General features: G+C 74.3%; 18 protein-coding genes. 8 read left to right on the forward strand and 10 right to left on the reverse strand.

The window, feature by feature from the left end; genetic code table 11:
- The first annotated feature begins 148 nt into the window (after positions 1-148).
- The gene (locus tag Q1V71_RS04465) at positions 149-400 is read left to right on the forward strand and encodes a WhiB family transcriptional regulator (protein WP_300641119.1); all 252 of its coding nucleotides are present in this window, start codon (positions 149-151) and stop codon (positions 398-400) included.
- A gap of 3 nt (positions 401-403) precedes the next feature.
- Here Q1V71_RS04465 and Q1V71_RS04470 read toward each other — a convergent pair whose 3' ends face one another.
- Positions 404-1879 (reverse strand): sensor histidine kinase, encoded by a 1476-nt coding sequence (locus Q1V71_RS04470; protein WP_300641121.1) that lies wholly within the window; start codon positions 1877-1879, stop codon positions 404-406.
- A 66-nt stretch (positions 1880-1945) separates the two neighbouring features.
- Here Q1V71_RS04470 and Q1V71_RS04475 point away from each other — a divergent pair, with 66 nt between their 5' ends.
- The 4 genes from Q1V71_RS04475 to Q1V71_RS04490 are packed head-to-tail and all read left to right on the forward strand — an operon-like array spanning position 1946 to position 5420.
- Complete coding sequence (locus Q1V71_RS04475) at positions 1946-2809, forward strand: DUF2785 domain-containing protein (protein WP_300641123.1); 864 nt, start codon at positions 1946-1948, stop codon at positions 2807-2809.
- A gap of 42 nt (positions 2810-2851) precedes the next feature.
- Positions 2852-4513 carry an acetolactate synthase gene (locus Q1V71_RS04480; RefSeq protein ID WP_300641125.1) on the forward strand — a complete coding sequence of 554 codons (1662 nt, stop codon included), beginning with the start codon at positions 2852-2854 and terminating at the stop codon, positions 4511-4513.
- The gene (locus tag Q1V71_RS04485; RefSeq protein WP_300641127.1) at positions 4510-5037 is read left to right on the forward strand and encodes a GNAT family N-acetyltransferase; all 528 of its coding nucleotides are present in this window, start codon (positions 4510-4512) and stop codon (positions 5035-5037) included. Before Q1V71_RS04480 ends, Q1V71_RS04485 begins: the two co-directional genes overlap by 4 nt.
- A complete protein-coding gene (locus Q1V71_RS04490; RefSeq protein ID WP_300641129.1) occupies positions 5034-5420 on the forward strand; it encodes a thioesterase in 387 nt (128 codons plus the stop codon). The genes Q1V71_RS04485 and Q1V71_RS04490 overlap by 4 nt, the downstream gene beginning before the upstream one ends.
- Before the next feature lie 240 nt (positions 5421-5660).
- Here the strand turns inward: Q1V71_RS04490 and rsrA are convergent, their stop codons facing one another.
- From rsrA to Q1V71_RS04535, 9 genes are all read right to left on the reverse strand, one after another.
- Positions 5661-5954, reverse strand: coding sequence for a mycothiol system anti-sigma-R factor (gene rsrA / locus Q1V71_RS04495; protein WP_300641131.1), 294 nt, complete (start codon positions 5952-5954; stop codon positions 5661-5663).
- Complete coding sequence (locus tag Q1V71_RS04500) at positions 5951-6586, reverse strand: sigma-70 family RNA polymerase sigma factor (protein WP_300641133.1); 636 nt, start codon at positions 6584-6586, stop codon at positions 5951-5953. Before Q1V71_RS04500 ends, rsrA begins: the two co-directional genes overlap by 4 nt.
- Before the next feature lie 151 nt (positions 6587-6737).
- Positions 6738-7388 carry an alpha/beta family hydrolase gene (locus tag Q1V71_RS04505; RefSeq protein WP_300641135.1) on the reverse strand — a complete coding sequence of 217 codons (651 nt, stop codon included), beginning with the start codon at positions 7386-7388 and terminating at the stop codon, positions 6738-6740.
- Complete coding sequence (locus Q1V71_RS04510; RefSeq protein ID WP_300641136.1) at positions 7385-8152, reverse strand: SOS response-associated peptidase; 768 nt, start codon at positions 8150-8152, stop codon at positions 7385-7387. The genes Q1V71_RS04505 and Q1V71_RS04510 overlap by 4 nt, the downstream gene beginning before the upstream one ends.
- Positions 8153-8216: 64 nt before the next feature.
- Positions 8217-8807 carry a DUF402 domain-containing protein gene (locus Q1V71_RS04515; protein ID WP_300641138.1) on the reverse strand — a complete coding sequence of 197 codons (591 nt, stop codon included), beginning with the start codon at positions 8805-8807 and terminating at the stop codon, positions 8217-8219.
- Between the two features lie 30 nt (positions 8808-8837).
- The gene (locus tag Q1V71_RS04520) at positions 8838-10271 is read right to left on the reverse strand and encodes an HNH endonuclease signature motif containing protein (protein WP_300641140.1); all 1434 of its coding nucleotides are present in this window, start codon (positions 10269-10271) and stop codon (positions 8838-8840) included.
- Between the two features lie 83 nt (positions 10272-10354).
- Positions 10355-10681 (reverse strand): hypothetical protein, encoded by a 327-nt coding sequence (locus Q1V71_RS04525; RefSeq protein ID WP_300641142.1) that lies wholly within the window; start codon positions 10679-10681, stop codon positions 10355-10357.
- Between the two features lie 58 nt (positions 10682-10739).
- Entirely contained in the window at positions 10740-11270 is a 531-nt protein-coding gene (locus Q1V71_RS04530; protein WP_300641144.1) for a hypothetical protein, read from the reverse strand.
- A gap of 47 nt (positions 11271-11317) precedes the next feature.
- Positions 11318-12001 (reverse strand): hypothetical protein, encoded by a 684-nt coding sequence (locus Q1V71_RS04535; RefSeq protein WP_300641146.1) that lies wholly within the window; start codon positions 11999-12001, stop codon positions 11318-11320.
- A 201-nt stretch (positions 12002-12202) separates the two neighbouring features.
- Here Q1V71_RS04535 and Q1V71_RS04540 point away from each other — a divergent pair, with 201 nt between their 5' ends.
- The 3 genes from Q1V71_RS04540 to aroA all read left to right on the forward strand — a co-directional run bounded on the left by Q1V71_RS04540 (position 12203) and on the right by aroA (position 15794).
- Entirely contained in the window at positions 12203-13891 is a 1689-nt protein-coding gene (locus Q1V71_RS04540; protein WP_300641149.1) for a sigma-70 family RNA polymerase sigma factor, read from the forward strand.
- 70 nt (positions 13892-13961) lie between these two features.
- Positions 13962-14459 carry a DoxX family protein gene (locus Q1V71_RS04545; RefSeq protein ID WP_300641151.1) on the forward strand — a complete coding sequence of 166 codons (498 nt, stop codon included), beginning with the start codon at positions 13962-13964 and terminating at the stop codon, positions 14457-14459.
- A 30-nt stretch (positions 14460-14489) separates the two neighbouring features.
- A complete protein-coding gene (gene aroA, locus Q1V71_RS04550) occupies positions 14490-15794 on the forward strand; it encodes a 3-phosphoshikimate 1-carboxyvinyltransferase (protein WP_300641153.1) in 1305 nt (434 codons plus the stop codon).
- Positions 15795-15799: the final 5 nt, after the last annotated feature.

Genomic DNA, 15799 nt, shown 5'->3' on the forward strand with positions numbered 1-15799 from the left:
CCAATCATTGCCACGCTGGTCGCTGCGCTCGCGCCGGAGTCCGTCCTGCATGCCCACAGGCCCGCCGACGGACCGCGCGACAGGAGCGCCGCAGGCCCTGCCACCCCTGGCTTGCCCGGACGTAGAAGGAAAGAGGGATACCCCAGCCATGGATTGGCGCCACCGTTCCGCCTGCCTCGACGAGGACCCCGAGCTCTTCTTCCCGATCGGCAACACGGGCCCTGCGATCCTCCAGATCGAGGAGGCCAAGCAGGTCTGCCGCCGCTGCGACGTGCGCGAGCAGTGCCTGCAGTGGGCCCTCGAGGCCGGTCAGGACCACGGTGTCTGGGGCGGTCTCAGCGAGGACGAGCGCCGTGCGCTCAAGCGGCGTACGGCGCGGGCCCGCGTCCGCACCGCCTGACCCTCACTCCAGCGGCACGTCGATCGCCGCGCGCGTCCCGGCCTCGGGACGAGCCGCCCTCGCGGGGCCGAGCGCGAGCCTGCCTGCGAGCTCGGACTCCACGAGCGTGCGGACGATCGAGAGCCCGAGGTTGGTCGACCCGTCGAGGGTGAAGCCGTCGGGCAGTCCGCGGCCGTCGTCGACCACCGCGACCGCGAGGCGGCCGCCGGCGCGCCGCACGGAGACCTCGATCGATCCGGCCCGCTCACCCGGGTAGCCGTGCTCGACGGCGTTCTGCAGCACCTCGGTGAGCACCATCGCCAGCGGCGTGGCGGTCTCCGAGGGCAGCCGCCCGAAGCTCCCCCGCCGCTCGATCCGCACCTGGCCGGCGGTGGCGCTGACCTCGCTGACCATGCCGCAGAGCCGGTCGGCGATCTCGTCGAAGTCGACGTCCTCCTCCACGGCCTGGCTCAGGGTCTCGTGGACGATGGCGATCGACCCGACCCGGCGCACCGCCTCCTCCAGGGCCGCCTTGGCCTCCGGGGCGTCGATCCGGCGCGCCTGGAGGCGCAGCAGGGCCGCGACCGTCTGCAGGTTGTTCTTCACCCGGTGGTGGATCTCTCGGATCGTGGCGTCCTTGGTGATCAGCTCCCGGTCCCGGCGGCGCAGGTCGGTGACGTCGCGCACGAGCACGAGCGCACCGATGTGCTCACCGTCCGGGCGCAGCGGGATCGACCGGGCGATCAGCGCGACGCCGTCGGTGGAGAACTCCGTGTCGCGGTGCGCCCGCCCGCCCATCACCGCACTGAGCGTCTCCTCGTCGGGACGTCGACGCGAGGGCACCAGGGACCGGGTCAGGTCGGTGAGCCGGTGGCCGGCCAGGTCGCCGTTGAGCCCGAGGCGGCGGAAGACCGACTGGGCGTTGGGGCTGGCGTACACGACCCGGCCCTCGGCGTCGACGCGCACGAACCCGTCGCCCACGCGGGGCGAGTCGGCGTGGTCGCTGCGCTGGCCGGTCGCGGGGAAGCGGCCGGCGGCGATCATCCGGGTCAGGTCGGCGGCGGTCTGCAGGTAGGACAGCTCCAGCCGGCTCGGGGTCCGCACGCCCAGCAGGTTGGTGTTGCGGGCCACGACGGCCACGATCCGGTCGCGGTGGCGCACGGGGATCGTCTCGACCCGCACCGGCACCTCGTCGCGCCACTCCGGGTCCCCCTCGCGGACGAGCCGGCCCTCGGCGAGGGCCTGGTCGAGCAGCGGGCGCCGGCCGACCGGGACGAAGGTGCCGATCACGTCGTCGACGTACGCCGTGGGGGCGGTCGTGGGACGCATCTGGCCCGCCGCCCAGAAGCCCGAACCGCCCTTGTCGGGCAGCCAGAGCACGAGGTCGGCGAAGGAGAGGTCGGCGATGATCTGCCAGTCCGCCATGAGCAGCTGGAGCCAGGCGACGTCGTCGGCGTCGAGGTCGGTGTGGCTGCGCACCAGCTCGGTCAACGAGGTCACGCGGGGAGCGTAGACCGGCCCCCTCCCCTGTCGGCGCCGTCGGTCGGAGGTGGCAGGATCTGCGCCATGACGGGGAGCGTCTCGGGGGGCTACGACTACTGGGAACAGGTGCTGGCCAGCGACATGGCGGTGCCCACCGACCGACCCCTCGGCGACCTCACCGCCGAGCTGACCCGGATGCTCGGCGACCCCGACCCGGTGCTGCGCGACGGGACCGCCTTCCCCACGCTCGCGACCTGGGTCTCGCGCGGGGTCTACGACGACCTGCTGGGCGGTCTGGGCGACGGGATGGCCGCGGGGCTGTCGACCGGCCTCGGCGGGTCCGGCGACGACTCGGTGTTCCGCCGCTCCTTCTCCGCCCTGGTGCTCGGGGCCTGCGTGGCCCGCGACAACCAGCGCCCGCTGGTCCCCGGCGGCAAGATCCTGGAGTGGGGCGACCGGCTGGCCACCTGGCTGCTGCGCGAGCAGGACCTGCGCGGCTTCGTGCCCGGCAAGGGCTGGGCGCACGCGGTGGCCCACGGGGCCGACGCACTCGGCACCCTGGCCTGCTCCCCGCACCTGCACACCCCCGAGCTCACGGTGCTGCTCGACGTCGTCGCCGACCGGCTGCTGGCCCCCACCACGACCACCTGGTCCAGCGGGGAGCCCGACCGGCTGGCGGTGGCCGTCATCGAGGTGCTGCGCCGCGACCTGGTGCCGCTGAGCGTCGTCGAGCCCTGGATCAACCGGGTGGCCGCGGCCGCCACGCACGGACCCGGCGAGGACGCCGACCCCTACTCCCGCTCCGCCCACCCCGAGGCCTTCCTGCGCTCGCTCTACCTCCACCTCGCCATCGGGCCGCGACCGCCGGCGGTGCGCAGCGACCTGCTGCTGGTGCTCGTGGAGGCGCTGCGCCGCTCCAACCCCTGGTCGCTGGCTCCCGAGCGGTGAACCACCCCGCCCCGCGGGTGACCGCCGGGTAACCTGCGCCACATGACGCACCTCGAGGGCCACGCCGGCACGCTGGCCGTCGCCGTGGCCCGGGCCCACGGCGTGGAGACCATGTTCACCCTGTCGGGGGCCCACGTGTTCCCGCTCTACGACGGCGCCGTCCACGCCGAGCCGCCGATGCGGCTGCTGGACGTGCGGCACGAGCAGACCGCGGCGTTCGCGGCCGAGGCCACCGGCAAGCTGACCCGCGTCCCCGGCCTGGCCGTCCTCACCGCCGGCCCGGGCGTCACCAACGGCACCAGCGCCATCGCGCAGGCCCAGTTCGCCGGGTCGCCCATGGTCGTGCTCGGCGGCCGTGCGCCGCAGAGCCGCTGGGGCAGCGGTGCGTTGCAGGAGCTGGACCAGCCGCCGATCCTGGCGCCGGTCTCCAAGCTCGCGCGCACCATCCCCACGGCGGGCGACATGCTGACCGGGATGCACGAGGCCTTCACCGTGGCCCGCTCCTCCCACCGGGGCCCGGTCTTCGTCGACGTGCCCATGGACGAGCTCTTCGGCGCCTCGGCGGGCGAGGTCGCCGCCGGCGGCCACGTGCGCGGCGCGGAGCCCGACACCGACGCCCTCGAGGCGATCGCCGCCCTCCTGGTCGCGGCCCAGCGACCGGTCCTCGTACTCGGCACCGACGTGTGGGCCGACCACGCCGAGGAGGCGGCCCTGCGCCTGGTCGAGGCTCTCGGCATCCCCGCCATCACCAACGGCATGGGCCGCGGCCTGGTCCCCGGCGGCCACCCGCTGCTCGTGACCAAGGCCCGCGGCCAGGCGCTCGGCAATGCCGACCTGGTCGTCGTGGTCGGCACGCCGCTGGACTTCCGGCTGGGCTTCGGTGTCTTCGGCGGGGCTGGGCCGGACAAGGGGCAGGGCGCCGAGCCCGCGAAGGTCGTGCACGTCGCCGACTCCCCCGGGCAGCTCTCCGGGCACGCCACCCTGGCCGGGCAGGCCTCGGGCGACCTCACCGCGTGCCTGGACGGGATCCTCGCGGCCGTCGAGAAGGCCGGCCAGGCGTCGTACGCCGGGTGGGTGTCCTCGCTGCAGGAGACCGTGAAGGCGGCGACCGCGCGCGACGCCGAGCTGCTCGCCGCGGAAGCAGACCCGGTGCACCCGGCGCGGATCTACGGCGAGCTGGTCCCCCGACTCGCCGACGACGCGGTCGTGATCGGCGACGGCGGTGACTTCGTGTCCTTCGCGGGCAAGTTCGTCGAGCCGCAGCGGCCCGGCGGCTGGCTCGACCCCGGCCCCTACGGCTGCCTCGGCGCCGGGCTCGGTGCCGCGATCGCCGCACGCGTCGCGCGCCCCTCCTCGCAGGTGGTGCTGCTGCTCGGCGACGGCGCGGCCGGCTTCTCGCTGATGGACGTCGACACCCTGGTGCGCCACGACCTGCCGGTCGTGATGATCGTTGGCAACAACTCCGCGTGGGGCCTGGAGAAGGGCCCGATGCAGATGCTCTACGGCTACGACGTCGCCGCCGACCTGGCCCCCACCCGCTACGACGAGGTCGTCAAGGCGCTCGGCGGTGCGGGCGAGACCGTCACCGACCCCCGCCAGATCGGGCCCGCCCTCGACCGCGCGTTCGCCTCGGGCGTGCCCTACCTCGTCAACGTGATGACCGACGTCAACGCCGCCTACCCGCGCACCACCCTGGGGATTTGAGCACGCGACCGGGTGTCCGCATCCGGCCGGCCCGGCCCGAGGAGCTCGCGGCCGTCGGGGAGATCACCGTGGCGGCGTACGCGCCGTTCACGCTGGGTCCCGACGACCCCTACCTCGCCCAGCTGCGCGACGCGGCTGCGCGCGCGGAGCAGGCCGAGCTGTGGGTGGCGGTGGACGAGGAGTCCGGGAAGGTCCTGGGCAGCGTGACCACGTGCCCGCCCGGCTCTCCCTGGCGCGAGGTGTCACGCGAGGGCGAGGGTGAGTTCCGGATGCTCTCGGTCTCCCCCGAGGCTCACGGTCGCGGGATCGGCACGGCGCTGGTCGAGCACGTGCTGGCGCTCTACCGGGCCGCCGGCGCGCGGGCGGTGGTCCTGTGCTCGCTGCCGGAGATGACCGCGGCGCACCGGCTCTACGCCCGGCACGGGTTCACGCGGCTGCCCGAGCGCGACTGGGACGTGCACCCGGGCAAGCCGCTGTGGTCCTTCTGCCTCGACCTGGACAACCACCCGCGAGGAGACGCATGAGCGTGCAGACCACCCTCACCTTCACCGTCGGGCCGGACGACACCGCCCGGGCCGTCGGCTCGGGCAGCCTGGAGGTGCTGGGCACCCCGCGGCTGCTGGCGTGGCTCGAGGCCGCCACGTGCGCCGCGCTCGAGCCGGACCTCGAGGCGGGGTCGACCAGCGTCGGCACCCGCGTCGAGCTCGACCACCAGGCACCGAGCCCCGTGGGGGCCGTCCTCGAGGTCACCGCGTCGACGACGTACGTCGACGGACGGCTGCACCGGCTCACCGTCGCCGCGCGACACACCGCCGACACCCCGGCCGGGCGGCCCGGCAAGGTCGTGGCGACGGGCGAGGTCACCCGGGTCGTGGTGGACGCGGAGCGGTTCATGTCCCGCCTCTGAGACCCCTGCAAGGACGGGGCCGGGACGACAGAACCCCCGGCCCTGACGGGTCCGGGGGTTCGACGTACCTGGCGCTGGCGCTCAGGCGTTGGGGCGCTTGCCGTGGTTCGCGCCCTTCTTCTTGCGAGCGCGGCGCTTGCGACCGGTCTTGCCCATGGGGTTTCTCCTAGCGGTAGGTCATCGGCCCGTGCACAGGCCAGCGGTCAGTCTCCCAGGTCGGGTCCGGGAGGAGAAATCGGGTCAGCTCTCGCGGATCTCGATCTGGACCTGGCGCACCCGCATCATGACGCGCGCCCGCAGGTCGTCCGGGGCGGCCTCGGAGCAGGAGCGCGCGACGATCGACTTGACCGTGCGCTGGAGGTCGTACTTCTCCAGGCAGGGGTTGCAGGTGTCGAGGTGGACCTGGACAGCCGCACAGTCGGCGGTGTCGAGCTCGTTGTCGAGGAAGTAGACGATCTGCTCGAGGAAGTCCGCACACTCGCTGGCGGTCGGTTCCTGCCCGTGGCTGTGGTCGTGGCCGTGGTGGTCGTTCACTGTCCCTCCCCGGGAAGGCTCGAGGCGGGCAGCAGGTCGTTGGCCCGGACGTAGTCGGTGAGCATGTCGCGCAGCTGGCGGCGCCCCCGGTGCAGCCGCGACATCACGGTGCCGATGGGGGTCTCCATGATCTCGGCGATCTCCTTGTAGGCGAACCCCTCGACGTCGGCGAGGTAGACCGCCAGGCGGAACTCCTCGGGGAGCCGCTGGAGGGCGTCCTTCACCTGGCTGTCGGGCAGGTGCTCGAGTGCCTCGGTCTCCGCCGACTTCAGGCCGGTCGACGTGTGCGACTCCGCCCGCGCGAGCTGCCAGTCCTCCACGTCCTCCGACATCGACTGCTGCGGCTGCCGCTGCTTCTTGCGGTAGCTGTTGATGAAGGTGTTGGTGAGGATGCGGTAGAGCCAGGCCTTGAGGTTCGTGCCCGGCTTGAACTGGTGGAAGGAGGAGTACGCCTTGGCGAAGGTCTCCTGCACCAGGTCCTCGGCGTCGGCCGGGTTGCGGGTCATCCGCATCGCGGCGGAGTAGAGCTGGTCGAGGAAGGGCAGCGCGTCGCGCTCGAACCGGGCCGAACGCTCGGCGTCGGTCTCGGTCTCGCGGTCCACCGGCTCGTCCGGCGGCAGGGTCTCAGTCATCGCGTCCCAGCCTAGCCGTGGCGCGAGCGGTCCCTGCTGCGCGGCGGTCGGCTCGACGCGCTCGGCGGTCGGTTCCAGCAGTGCCATCACGAGGGGTTCAACGTCAGCGGTGGCCGCAGGCATTCCCCCGGTGTTCACCCGGAGTCCTCGTTCAGCCGGGCAGGACCTCGCGCACCAGCCACTCCAGGGTGGCCTCGACCAGCAGGGCCAGGGCGTCGTCCTGGGACAGGTCGCCCCGCTTCGGAACCCTCAGCCCGTGGTCGGCCCCCGGCACGACGGCGAGGTCGACGTGGTCGGGCAGCGGGTCGGGGAACTCCTCGGGGCGGCCCATCGTGTCGCGCTCCCCCTGCACCACGAGCGTGGGCACGCCGGCGGCCTCGAGCTCGGCGAGCCGGCTCTTCTCGGGCTTCCCCGGTGGGTGGAGCGGGAAGGCCAGGGCCAGGCAGCCGAGGGCGCCCAGGTCGCTCGCGCACCGGGCCGCGGAGCGGGCGCCGGCGGAGCGCCCGCCGACCACGAGCGGGCTGCGGGTGCGCAGCGCGGCGGCGGCGGCACGGAGGCCGTCGTCGAGGGTCGGCGGGGCGGTGGCGACCTTGCGGCGGGCGACCCGCCACGGCTGCTCGAAGCGGGCCACCGTGATGCCCTGACGCGGGAGGCACTCGGCCAGCACCTCGAGGTCGCGGGTGTCGATCCCGACGCCCGCGCCGTGGCTGAGCAGCAGGGTCGCGGAGGCGCCACGGGCTCGGCTGGTCACGAGGCGGCCGGGGCCGTGAGCGGTGGCGACCTCGCGCTCGTCGCTCGTCATCGCTCCGCTCCACCGTCGGGTGCGTCCGCGAGCGGCAGCGGCTCGACGAGCTCCGGACCGTTGTTGCGGACGTTGCTCACCAGCGTCGAGACGGGGTAGGCCTCCAGCCGTCCGGGAGCCGCCGGCTGCAGCAGGTCGCGCAGGTCGCCGGCTCCGGCGGTGGTGTCGAGCCACGCTCCCCACCGGTCGCGCTCGACCATCATCGGCATCCGGTCGTGGATGTGGCCGAGGTCGTCCTCGGCGTCGGTGGTGATGACGGTGGCGGTCCACAGGAACCGGTGAGGGTCGTCGTCGGCCCGCGTGGGGTCGCGCCAGATCTCGTAGAGCCCGGCCATCGCGAGCACGCCGTGGTCCTTGGGGCGGATGAAGAACGGCTGCTTCAGCGGCTTGCCGGCCTTCGTCTTCTGCTCGGTCGGGTACCACTCGAAGTAGCCGTCGGCCGGCAGTAGGCAGCGGCGCTTGGCGAAGGCGCGCTTGTACGCAGGCTTCTCGGCGACGGTCTCGACCCGGGCGTTGATCATCCGGTTGCCGATCGTCGGGTCCTTGGCCCACGACGGCACCAGGCCCCATCGCAGCACGCGCAGCTGGCGCTCGGGCTGCGGCCGCTCGTCACCGTTCGCGGGACGTTCGAGGACGGCGTACACGTCCTTGGTGGGGGCGACGTTGAAGTCGGGCTCCAGCGCGGTCTCCAGCACCGGCTGGTCGACCTCGAACTCCTCCACCAGGTCCTCGGGACGCCTGCTCGAGGCGTAGCGGCCGCACATGCGGGCCAGCCTAGGGGTCCGGCTGCCGCGTCGGTGGCGGCTCGTCAAGCACGTCCGGGACCGGCTAGCGCGGGTCGGGCACGAAGTGCTCCCAACCGTCGCAGAACGGCGAGCCCCACGCAGCGACCACCTCCTCGACCTCGGTGGCGACGGCGCGGATGGCATCGGCCTCGGCCTCGGTGTAGCGCCCGGCCCGGACGGCGGCCTCGAGCTCGTGCTCGTCCTTGCGCTCCACGCTGCGGTCGGGCTCCACCCACACGTCGAGCAGGTGGTCGCGGCTGCGGGTCGTGCGACCCCAGCGCACGTGCGGGTCCTCGATGTTGACGTACCAGCCCTCGAAGGCACCACTCACCCCGTGGAAGAAGTGCCACACCGACCAGGGTCTGGCCTTCGGGAGCACGCGCAGCACGGAGTAGCCGGTCCAGGTGGAGGCCACTCGACGACGCCGCGCGGTGAACGCGTCCTCGCCAGCGTCGTGCAGGTCGCGCCCGTCGTCGCGCACCACCTTCAGGACCGGGCTCCCGACGGCCAGCCAGGCCGCCAGCAGCTCGGCGTCGTCGCGCACGACCGTGAGCGGTGCCACGAAGTCGAGGTCGTGCCCGCCTGGGTGCCCGTAGCGCCAGGCGATCTGGGTCCCGGGCGCCCAGAAGCTCACGTCGGCATGCTCCTACGTCGGGCGCGCCGGTCAGGCGCTCAGGAGGAAGTCGGCGAGTCGGACCTCGATGAGAGAAGCGTGGTCGCGCGGTGGTGGCAGTCCCGGTGCCCGTGACCGGTGGCGGTGGCCGGTGGGGGTCGTGGTCTCGACGGTGTGCGGGTCGGTGTCGGCGACTTGTGCGGACCAGTCGGTGGCTTCCTTGGCCTGGTTGCAGGCCTCGCACAGCCCCTGGCCGTTCTCGGCGGTGGTGGGGCCGCCGTCGGCCCAGGTCCGGACGTGGTCGCGGTGGCGGGCGGGTGCGTCGCAGTACGCCGTGCGGCAGGACCGGTCTCGCACCGCGAGGAACTGGGCCAGCCCAGCCGGGAACGCACGGGAGCGGGACTCCATCGCGACCAGCTGCCCGCCGGGATCGGCGTAGAGCCTGCGCAGCGACGCCAGGCCCGCCTCATCTGCGCGGGCGACCAGGTCGCGGACGTCGTCGGCCGGCAGCGGGACCGGCGTGACGCCGGGCGCGGAGACCCAGCCGGGCTCGTCACCGCCCTCCCCGGGCAGGTTCAGCAGCGTCGCGTCCGAGACGACGACGTGCACCGCGACCGGCACCACCGGCGCCGCCGGCGCGGTCGGGACGACCGTCTGTTCCCAGCTGCCGGCCCGGGCAACGACCGACTCGGCCACCGAACCCGCACGCGGTCGCCCGTCCCCACGCCCCTCGAGCACGGCCGCGACCAGCGCGTCGGCCATCACCTGCCCCCGGGTCCGCTCGTCCCCGGCCGCCCGCGCGACATCAGCCACACGCCCCAACGTCGCGTGCACCGCCACACCCTGCTCCAGCGGCAGCATCGCCGAGAACCGCGTCATCCCGTCCGGCGCCGGTCGCAGACTGGTGTGGCGCTGCGCCACCGCCTTCGCCCGGCGCTCGACCGCGGCCACCGGGTCCGCGACGTACGCCAGGCGGTCCACCTCGGCGCGGAACCGACGATCACCCCACCCGTCGGTGGTCGCCGGGTCGCTCATGAGTTCTGCGTCGATGCTCTGACGGTCGGTCAGCGACAGGCAGGCGGTGCCCTGGGCGAGCTGGATCGCGCGCCACTCGCTGCACCAGCCGGCCTCCATCGCTGCCAGCGTGTGCGGCAGCTCGGCGCACAACACGACTGCGAGTCCCAGGTGGATGCCACCCCGGTGCGGCGACTCCCGCCGCGCCAGCGCGACCTCGGCACCGATCCCGCGCTCGCGCATCGCCACCGGCTGGTGGGACCGCTGCGCGACACGGGTGTCCTGCAGCAGCACGGACAAGCGGGCCTGCGCAGCTGCGACCGTGTTCTTCAACGACTCCAGCTCGCCCAGCAGATCCACCGCGGCGACGTCGCGCTGGTCCGCCTCCAGGTCTCCCACCGCACCCGCCAGCGCCAGCACCTGCTCCCGCAGGTCAGTGGCGACGGGTGTCGCGAAGGTGGCCGAGTCCATGACTCATGCTATCGAACATGTGTTCGATCGACAAGGGATCGCGACGCTTCATGTGGACGACTCGATCGCCGGGCGCCCCACACTCAGGCGCACTCCCACGGCCTCGGACGGAGCTCCCGCTGCTGCCCCCACCCGAACCGGGACTCGCTGATGAAGTCCTCGAACCCGTCGGTGAAGACGTCGAGACCCGCCTCGACGGGAAAGCCGGCACCCCACTGCAGGACGAACCCCCGGTGCGACTCCCCGCAGGCTCGTACGTCGACGACGAGCTGCCACGCACCGTCGCGTCCTTGCTCCCACCCGATCGACCAGTCGTCGAGCTCGCCCGGTCCGAGCAGCCCGTCGAGCACGCCCTGCACGGCAGCGCGGATCGAGTCGCTGACGTCGGGCGGCGCGGGGAGGTCGAACACCGCGACACCCTCGGTCACGAGACGCACAGGGGGCAACCGGATTCGTGGCCACCGGTGCTCACAGACGCACCGGCTCCCAGCCATCCCCAGGACGCGTGAGCGGCTGCAAGGACACCTCGACGTCCGACAGCCTCCCCGGCAGCTCGACCGTGACCTGCACCAGGGGACCGCCGCCGAACGAGCCTCCACCCGCGTACGGCAGGACGCTCCCCCGGTGCTCGACCAGCAGCCGGCTGAGCACCTCGCGATGGACCCCGCGCGGCACCTCGGCCCCGTCGCGGGTCATGAGGACCAGGTGCACGACGGTCCAGTCACCGACGTGCCACTCGGGCAGGCGCCAGATGGACACCGGGCGCGCAGCGACCTCCAGGACCACGGGTTGCGGCAGCTGCTCCCCGGCCACGGTGGTGTCGGGCGCATCAGCGATCCCCGATCGGCACGTGCAGCCATCGAGCGAGAAGCTCGCGAGGGAGCGCAACGGCACGCCTGCCATGAGCAGCGCCGACGAGGCTCCCTCCCCGTCGGCGACGGCGGCGTCGTGGTCGACGTCGCGCAGCACCAGCAGGTCCCCGAGGAGAAATCGCTCCACCCGACCAACCTAGCCAGCCGGCGGACCAGGGTCCGGTCAGGCGCGACCTACCCGACGTCCAGCCGCTCGAGCAGCAGGACCAGCTCCAGCTCCCCCTCCGGGAGCGGGTGGACCCGGGCGTCGGCCTCCCAGCCGTCGTCGTCGAGCAGCCGCCGCAGCAGCGCCACCAGCCCCTCCAGCCGGCCGTCCCTGTCGGCGAGCACGACGACCCGTCCCGTGCGGGTGTGCGCGACGGTCTCCCCACCGCCGAACACGACCCGCACCCGCTCGCCCAGGGCGGCGCACGAGAGGGCCCTCCCCAGAGCCCCTCCCTCCGCCGCCGCCCCGGGCGGACCGGTCCCCTCAGGGGTGTCGGACGCCGAGCGGTCCCCCCCGGTACCGCCCGGCGTCACGACCACCAGGGCGTGAGCCTGCGCGGGGTCGAGCCCCGCGCGCCGCTGCTCGGCCACCCTGGTGCGTAGGTGGGCCATCGTCGCGAGGCCCGTGAGCGGGTCCTCGCAGGTGAGCCGGTGCAGGTGTCCGAGGGTGGTGTCGGCCCAGCCCTCCACGAGGGCCTCCACCTCCCACGGTCGGGGCTCCCGACCCCGCACCTGCATCTCGGCGCGCAGGGTGCGCAGCGCCTCTCCCACGCCCGCACCCTCCTCCGCCAGGCGACGACCGACGTCCCGTGCGTGCTCGAGGGTCGTGGTGTCCGCGGACGGGCGGCGCAGCAGTCCTGCCAGCTTGCCCATCGGGTCTCCTCACGTCTCGCTCGTGTCGTGCACGCCGGCGCTGTCCAGGTGTGTCCGGGACGTCGGCCGCCGCTTCCATGGCGGGTCCTGCGGTGAGGGGACGGGCCTCCCGGAGGGTCATGACGCGGAACCGACGACTTTCCCCAAACTTTTTTCGGGCGGATCGTCGTGATCTTTCGCCGGGTCGCGCGTTGTACCCCTGTGAGCGCCACCGAGGCGCCCGGCGCGCTGCTCCTCGAGCGCTCCGACGCCGACCTCATCGCAGCCGTGCGGGCCGGCGACCTCGAGTCGTACGGCGAGCTCTTCGCGCGCCACGCCGAGGCCGCCCGGCGCCTGGCCCGGCAGCTCACGAGGGGCAGCGGGGACGCGGAGGACCTGGTCTCCGACGCCTTCGCGAAGGTCATGGAGGTGCTGCGCCGCGGCGGCGGACCCGACGAGGCGTTCCGCGCCTACCTCCTCACCTCCCTGCGCCGCCTGCACGTCGACCGCACCCGGGTCACCGCGCGCGCCACCCCCACCGACGACATCGCGGCGTACGACGCCGGCGTGCCCTTCCACGACACGGCCGTGGCCGGGTTCGAGAACGAGGCGGCGGCCGAGGCGTTCGCCTCGCTGCCGGAGCGCTGGCAGCTGGTGCTGTGGCACACCGAGGTCGAGGGCGCCAGGCCCGCCGACGTCGCGCCGCTGCTCGGCATGAGCCCCAACTCCGTCGCCGCGCTGGCCTACCGCGCACGCGAGGGCCTGCGCGAGGCCTTCCTGGCCGCCCACACCGCGCGTTCGGAGGACCAGGACTGCCGCACCACCCAGGGCATGCTCGGCGCCTACGTCCGCGGCAACTCCTCGCGCCGCGACGCCGGCAAGGTCGAGGAGCACCTCGAGGGCTGCCGCCGCTGCGCAGGGATCTACCTCGAGCTCGTCGAGGTCAACTCCGGGCTTGGCGCCCTGCTCGCCCCGCTCCTGCTCGGCGGGGCCGCCGCGGCGTACGTCGGGTCCGGCGCGGTCGCCGTCACCGCTGCCACGGGTGCCGCGACCGGCGTGGGCTGGACCGGGTGGCTGCTCGCCGTCCCGGGGCGGATCCGCGACCTCGCCCTGGCCAACCTCCCGGCCACGGCCGCAGCGGGCGTGGCGACCGCCGCCGTCGTCGGCGGCAGCGTGGTCGCGGGCGTCGCCATCACCTCCGACGACCCCCCGCGCGAGGCTGCGACCACGGCACCGGCCTCCCCCGGCGCAGCCGAGGACGACGCCGTCGATCCTGCTGGTGAGCCCGCGCCCGGCAACGGCGACGCCGCGGCCCGCGAGGAGGACGACGGGCCGGGCGACACCGGGTTCGCGACGGACCCGACCGACCCCGCGCTGGACGGGCTGCCCGCCGACGAGATGCCCGCCGACGAGATGCCCGCCGATGAGCCGCCCTCGGACGGCGCGCCGACGGGCGAGGTGCCGGTCGAGGCGCCGCCGGGCGACGAGTCCCCGACCGAGGAGGCACCGGAGCCGCCGGGCGACGGACCGGGGCCCCAGCCCGGACCCGAGCCCCAGCCCGAGCCCCAGCCCCAGCCCCAGCCCGAACCTGAGCCCGAGCCGACCCCGCCGCTGACCGCGGAGGGCCGGGCGACGACCGCCCTGGGTCTCTCCTGGCGCGTGGTGCTCGACGTCGCCGGCCTCGAGGAGGGCACGACCGGTCGGGTCCGGCTCACCAGCGACCGGCCGCTGCTGGCCCTGACCCTGGACCGTCGCTGCGCCGGTCTGGCGCTGGGCCCGGCGAGCTGCTCGCTGTCCGGCGGCACGTACACCTTCCGGGCGCTCCCGGCGCCGGGGCAGGGGACCACGTTGACCTTCGAGGTGGAGACGGCCGACGGCCGCACCACGACGGTCCGGGTCCCCCTCGCCTGACGCGTCCGCACGCGCTGCCTCACCCCCTCAGGCGGACTGGGACCCCGAGGAGCGGGGCAAGAACCCCCGCATGTCGCTCAGCCGCACGATCGCCCGCCCGATGCTCGCCTCCGTCTTCTTCGTCGGGGCCGCCAACGCCCTGAAGAACAGCGGTGCCCTGGCCGCCAAGGCCCAGCCGGTCACCGACCGCGTCGGGCCGATCGCCCGCAAGGCCGTGCCGGTCCTGCCGCAGGACCCCGAGGCGCTGGTGAAGGTCAACGCCGGCGTGCAGATCGTCGCCGCCCTGGGCCTGGCCACCGGTCGCGCCCCGCGCCTGTGCTCGGCGGTGCTGGCCGCCTCGCTCGTGCCGACCACGGCCGCCGGTCACGCCTTCGGGGCTGCCGACGACCAGGCGACCGCGCAGCAGCAGCGGCTGCACTTCGCCAAGAACCTCTCCATCCTGGGCGGCCTCGTGATCGCCGCCGGCGACACCGACGGCAAGCCGGGCGTCGCGTGGCGCACCCGTCACCTGGCCAAGGACGCCAAGCGCGAGGCGCGCCTGGTCGCCGCCCGCTCCCCGATCGGCTGAGGCACGCCGCGGCCCGACTAGGCTGCGCGCGTGCCCCTCGACACGCTGCCGAACCCCTGGCCCGCGCCCCGCGCGCACGCCCCCGTCGAGGCCGACGTGACCCTGCCGGGCAGCAAGAGCCTCACCAACCGCGCGCTGGTGCTGGCCGCGATCGCCGACGGCCCCTCCGTCGTACGTCGGGCGCTGCGGTCGCGTGACTCGCTGCTGATGGCGGCGGCGCTCACCGGGCTCGGCGCGCACGTCGACACCACCACCGACGACTGGACCGTGACCCCCGGGCCGCTGCGCGGCGGCACCGACGTCGACTGCGGGTTGGCCGGCACGGTGATGCGCTTCGTCCCGCCGGTGGCGGCGCTCGCCGAGGGCACCGTCTCCTTCGACGGCGACCCGCACATGCGCAGCCGGCCGATCGGCGAGGTGCTCACCGCCCTGCGCAGCCTGGGCGTCGAGGTGGACGACGAGGGCCGTGGCTCGCTCCCGTTCCGCCTGCACGGCACCGGGTCGGTGCGCGGCGGCCGGGTCGTGATCGACGCCAGCGCGTCCTCGCAGTTCGTCTCCGCCCTGCTGCTGGCCGGCGCCCGCTACGACGAGGGTGTCGACGTCCGCCACGACGGCAAGCCCGTCCCTTCCCTGCCCCACATCGACATGACCGTGGCAGTGCTGCGCGCGCACGGCGTCGAGGTCGACGACAGCGACGCCAACCGGTGGGCCGTCGCCCCCGGCCCGGTGCGCGCCGTCGACCACACCATCGAGCCCGACCTCTCCAACGCCGGGCCGTTCCTCGCGCTGGCCGCGGTCAGCGGCGGCACCGTGACGGTCCGCGACTGGCCCGAGGCCACCACGCAGGCGGGGGACGCCCTGCGCGGGCTGCTGACCGACATGGGCTGCACCGTCGAGCGCACCACCGCGGGCCTGCGGGTCACGGGCCCGACCCCCGGCACCCTGCAGGGCATCGACGCCGACCTGCACGACGTGGGCGAGCTGACCCCGGTCGTGGCCGCGCTCTGCGCCCTCGCCGCCTCCCCCAGCCACCTGCGCGGCGTCGGCCACATCCGGCACCACGAGACCGACCGGCTGGCCGCCCTGGCCCGCGAGCTCGGCGGTCTCGGCGCCGACGTGACCGAGCACCCCGACGGCCTGTCGTTCCGGCCCGCGAGCCTCCACGGCGGCGTCTTCGGCACGTACGCCGACCACCGGATGGCACACGCAGGCGTCGTGGTCGGCGCGGCCGTCGACGGGGTCGAGGTGGAGGACGTCGGCACCACCGCCAAGACCTTCACCGACTTCGCCGGGGCCTGGTCGGCCCTCTTCGAGCCCACGGCCCCCCGGGACTGAGGGAG

It is taken from the genome of Nocardioides sp. (genome assembly GCF_030149505.1).
Taxonomy (GTDB): Bacteria; Actinomycetota; Actinomycetes; order Propionibacteriales; family Nocardioidaceae; genus Nocardioides.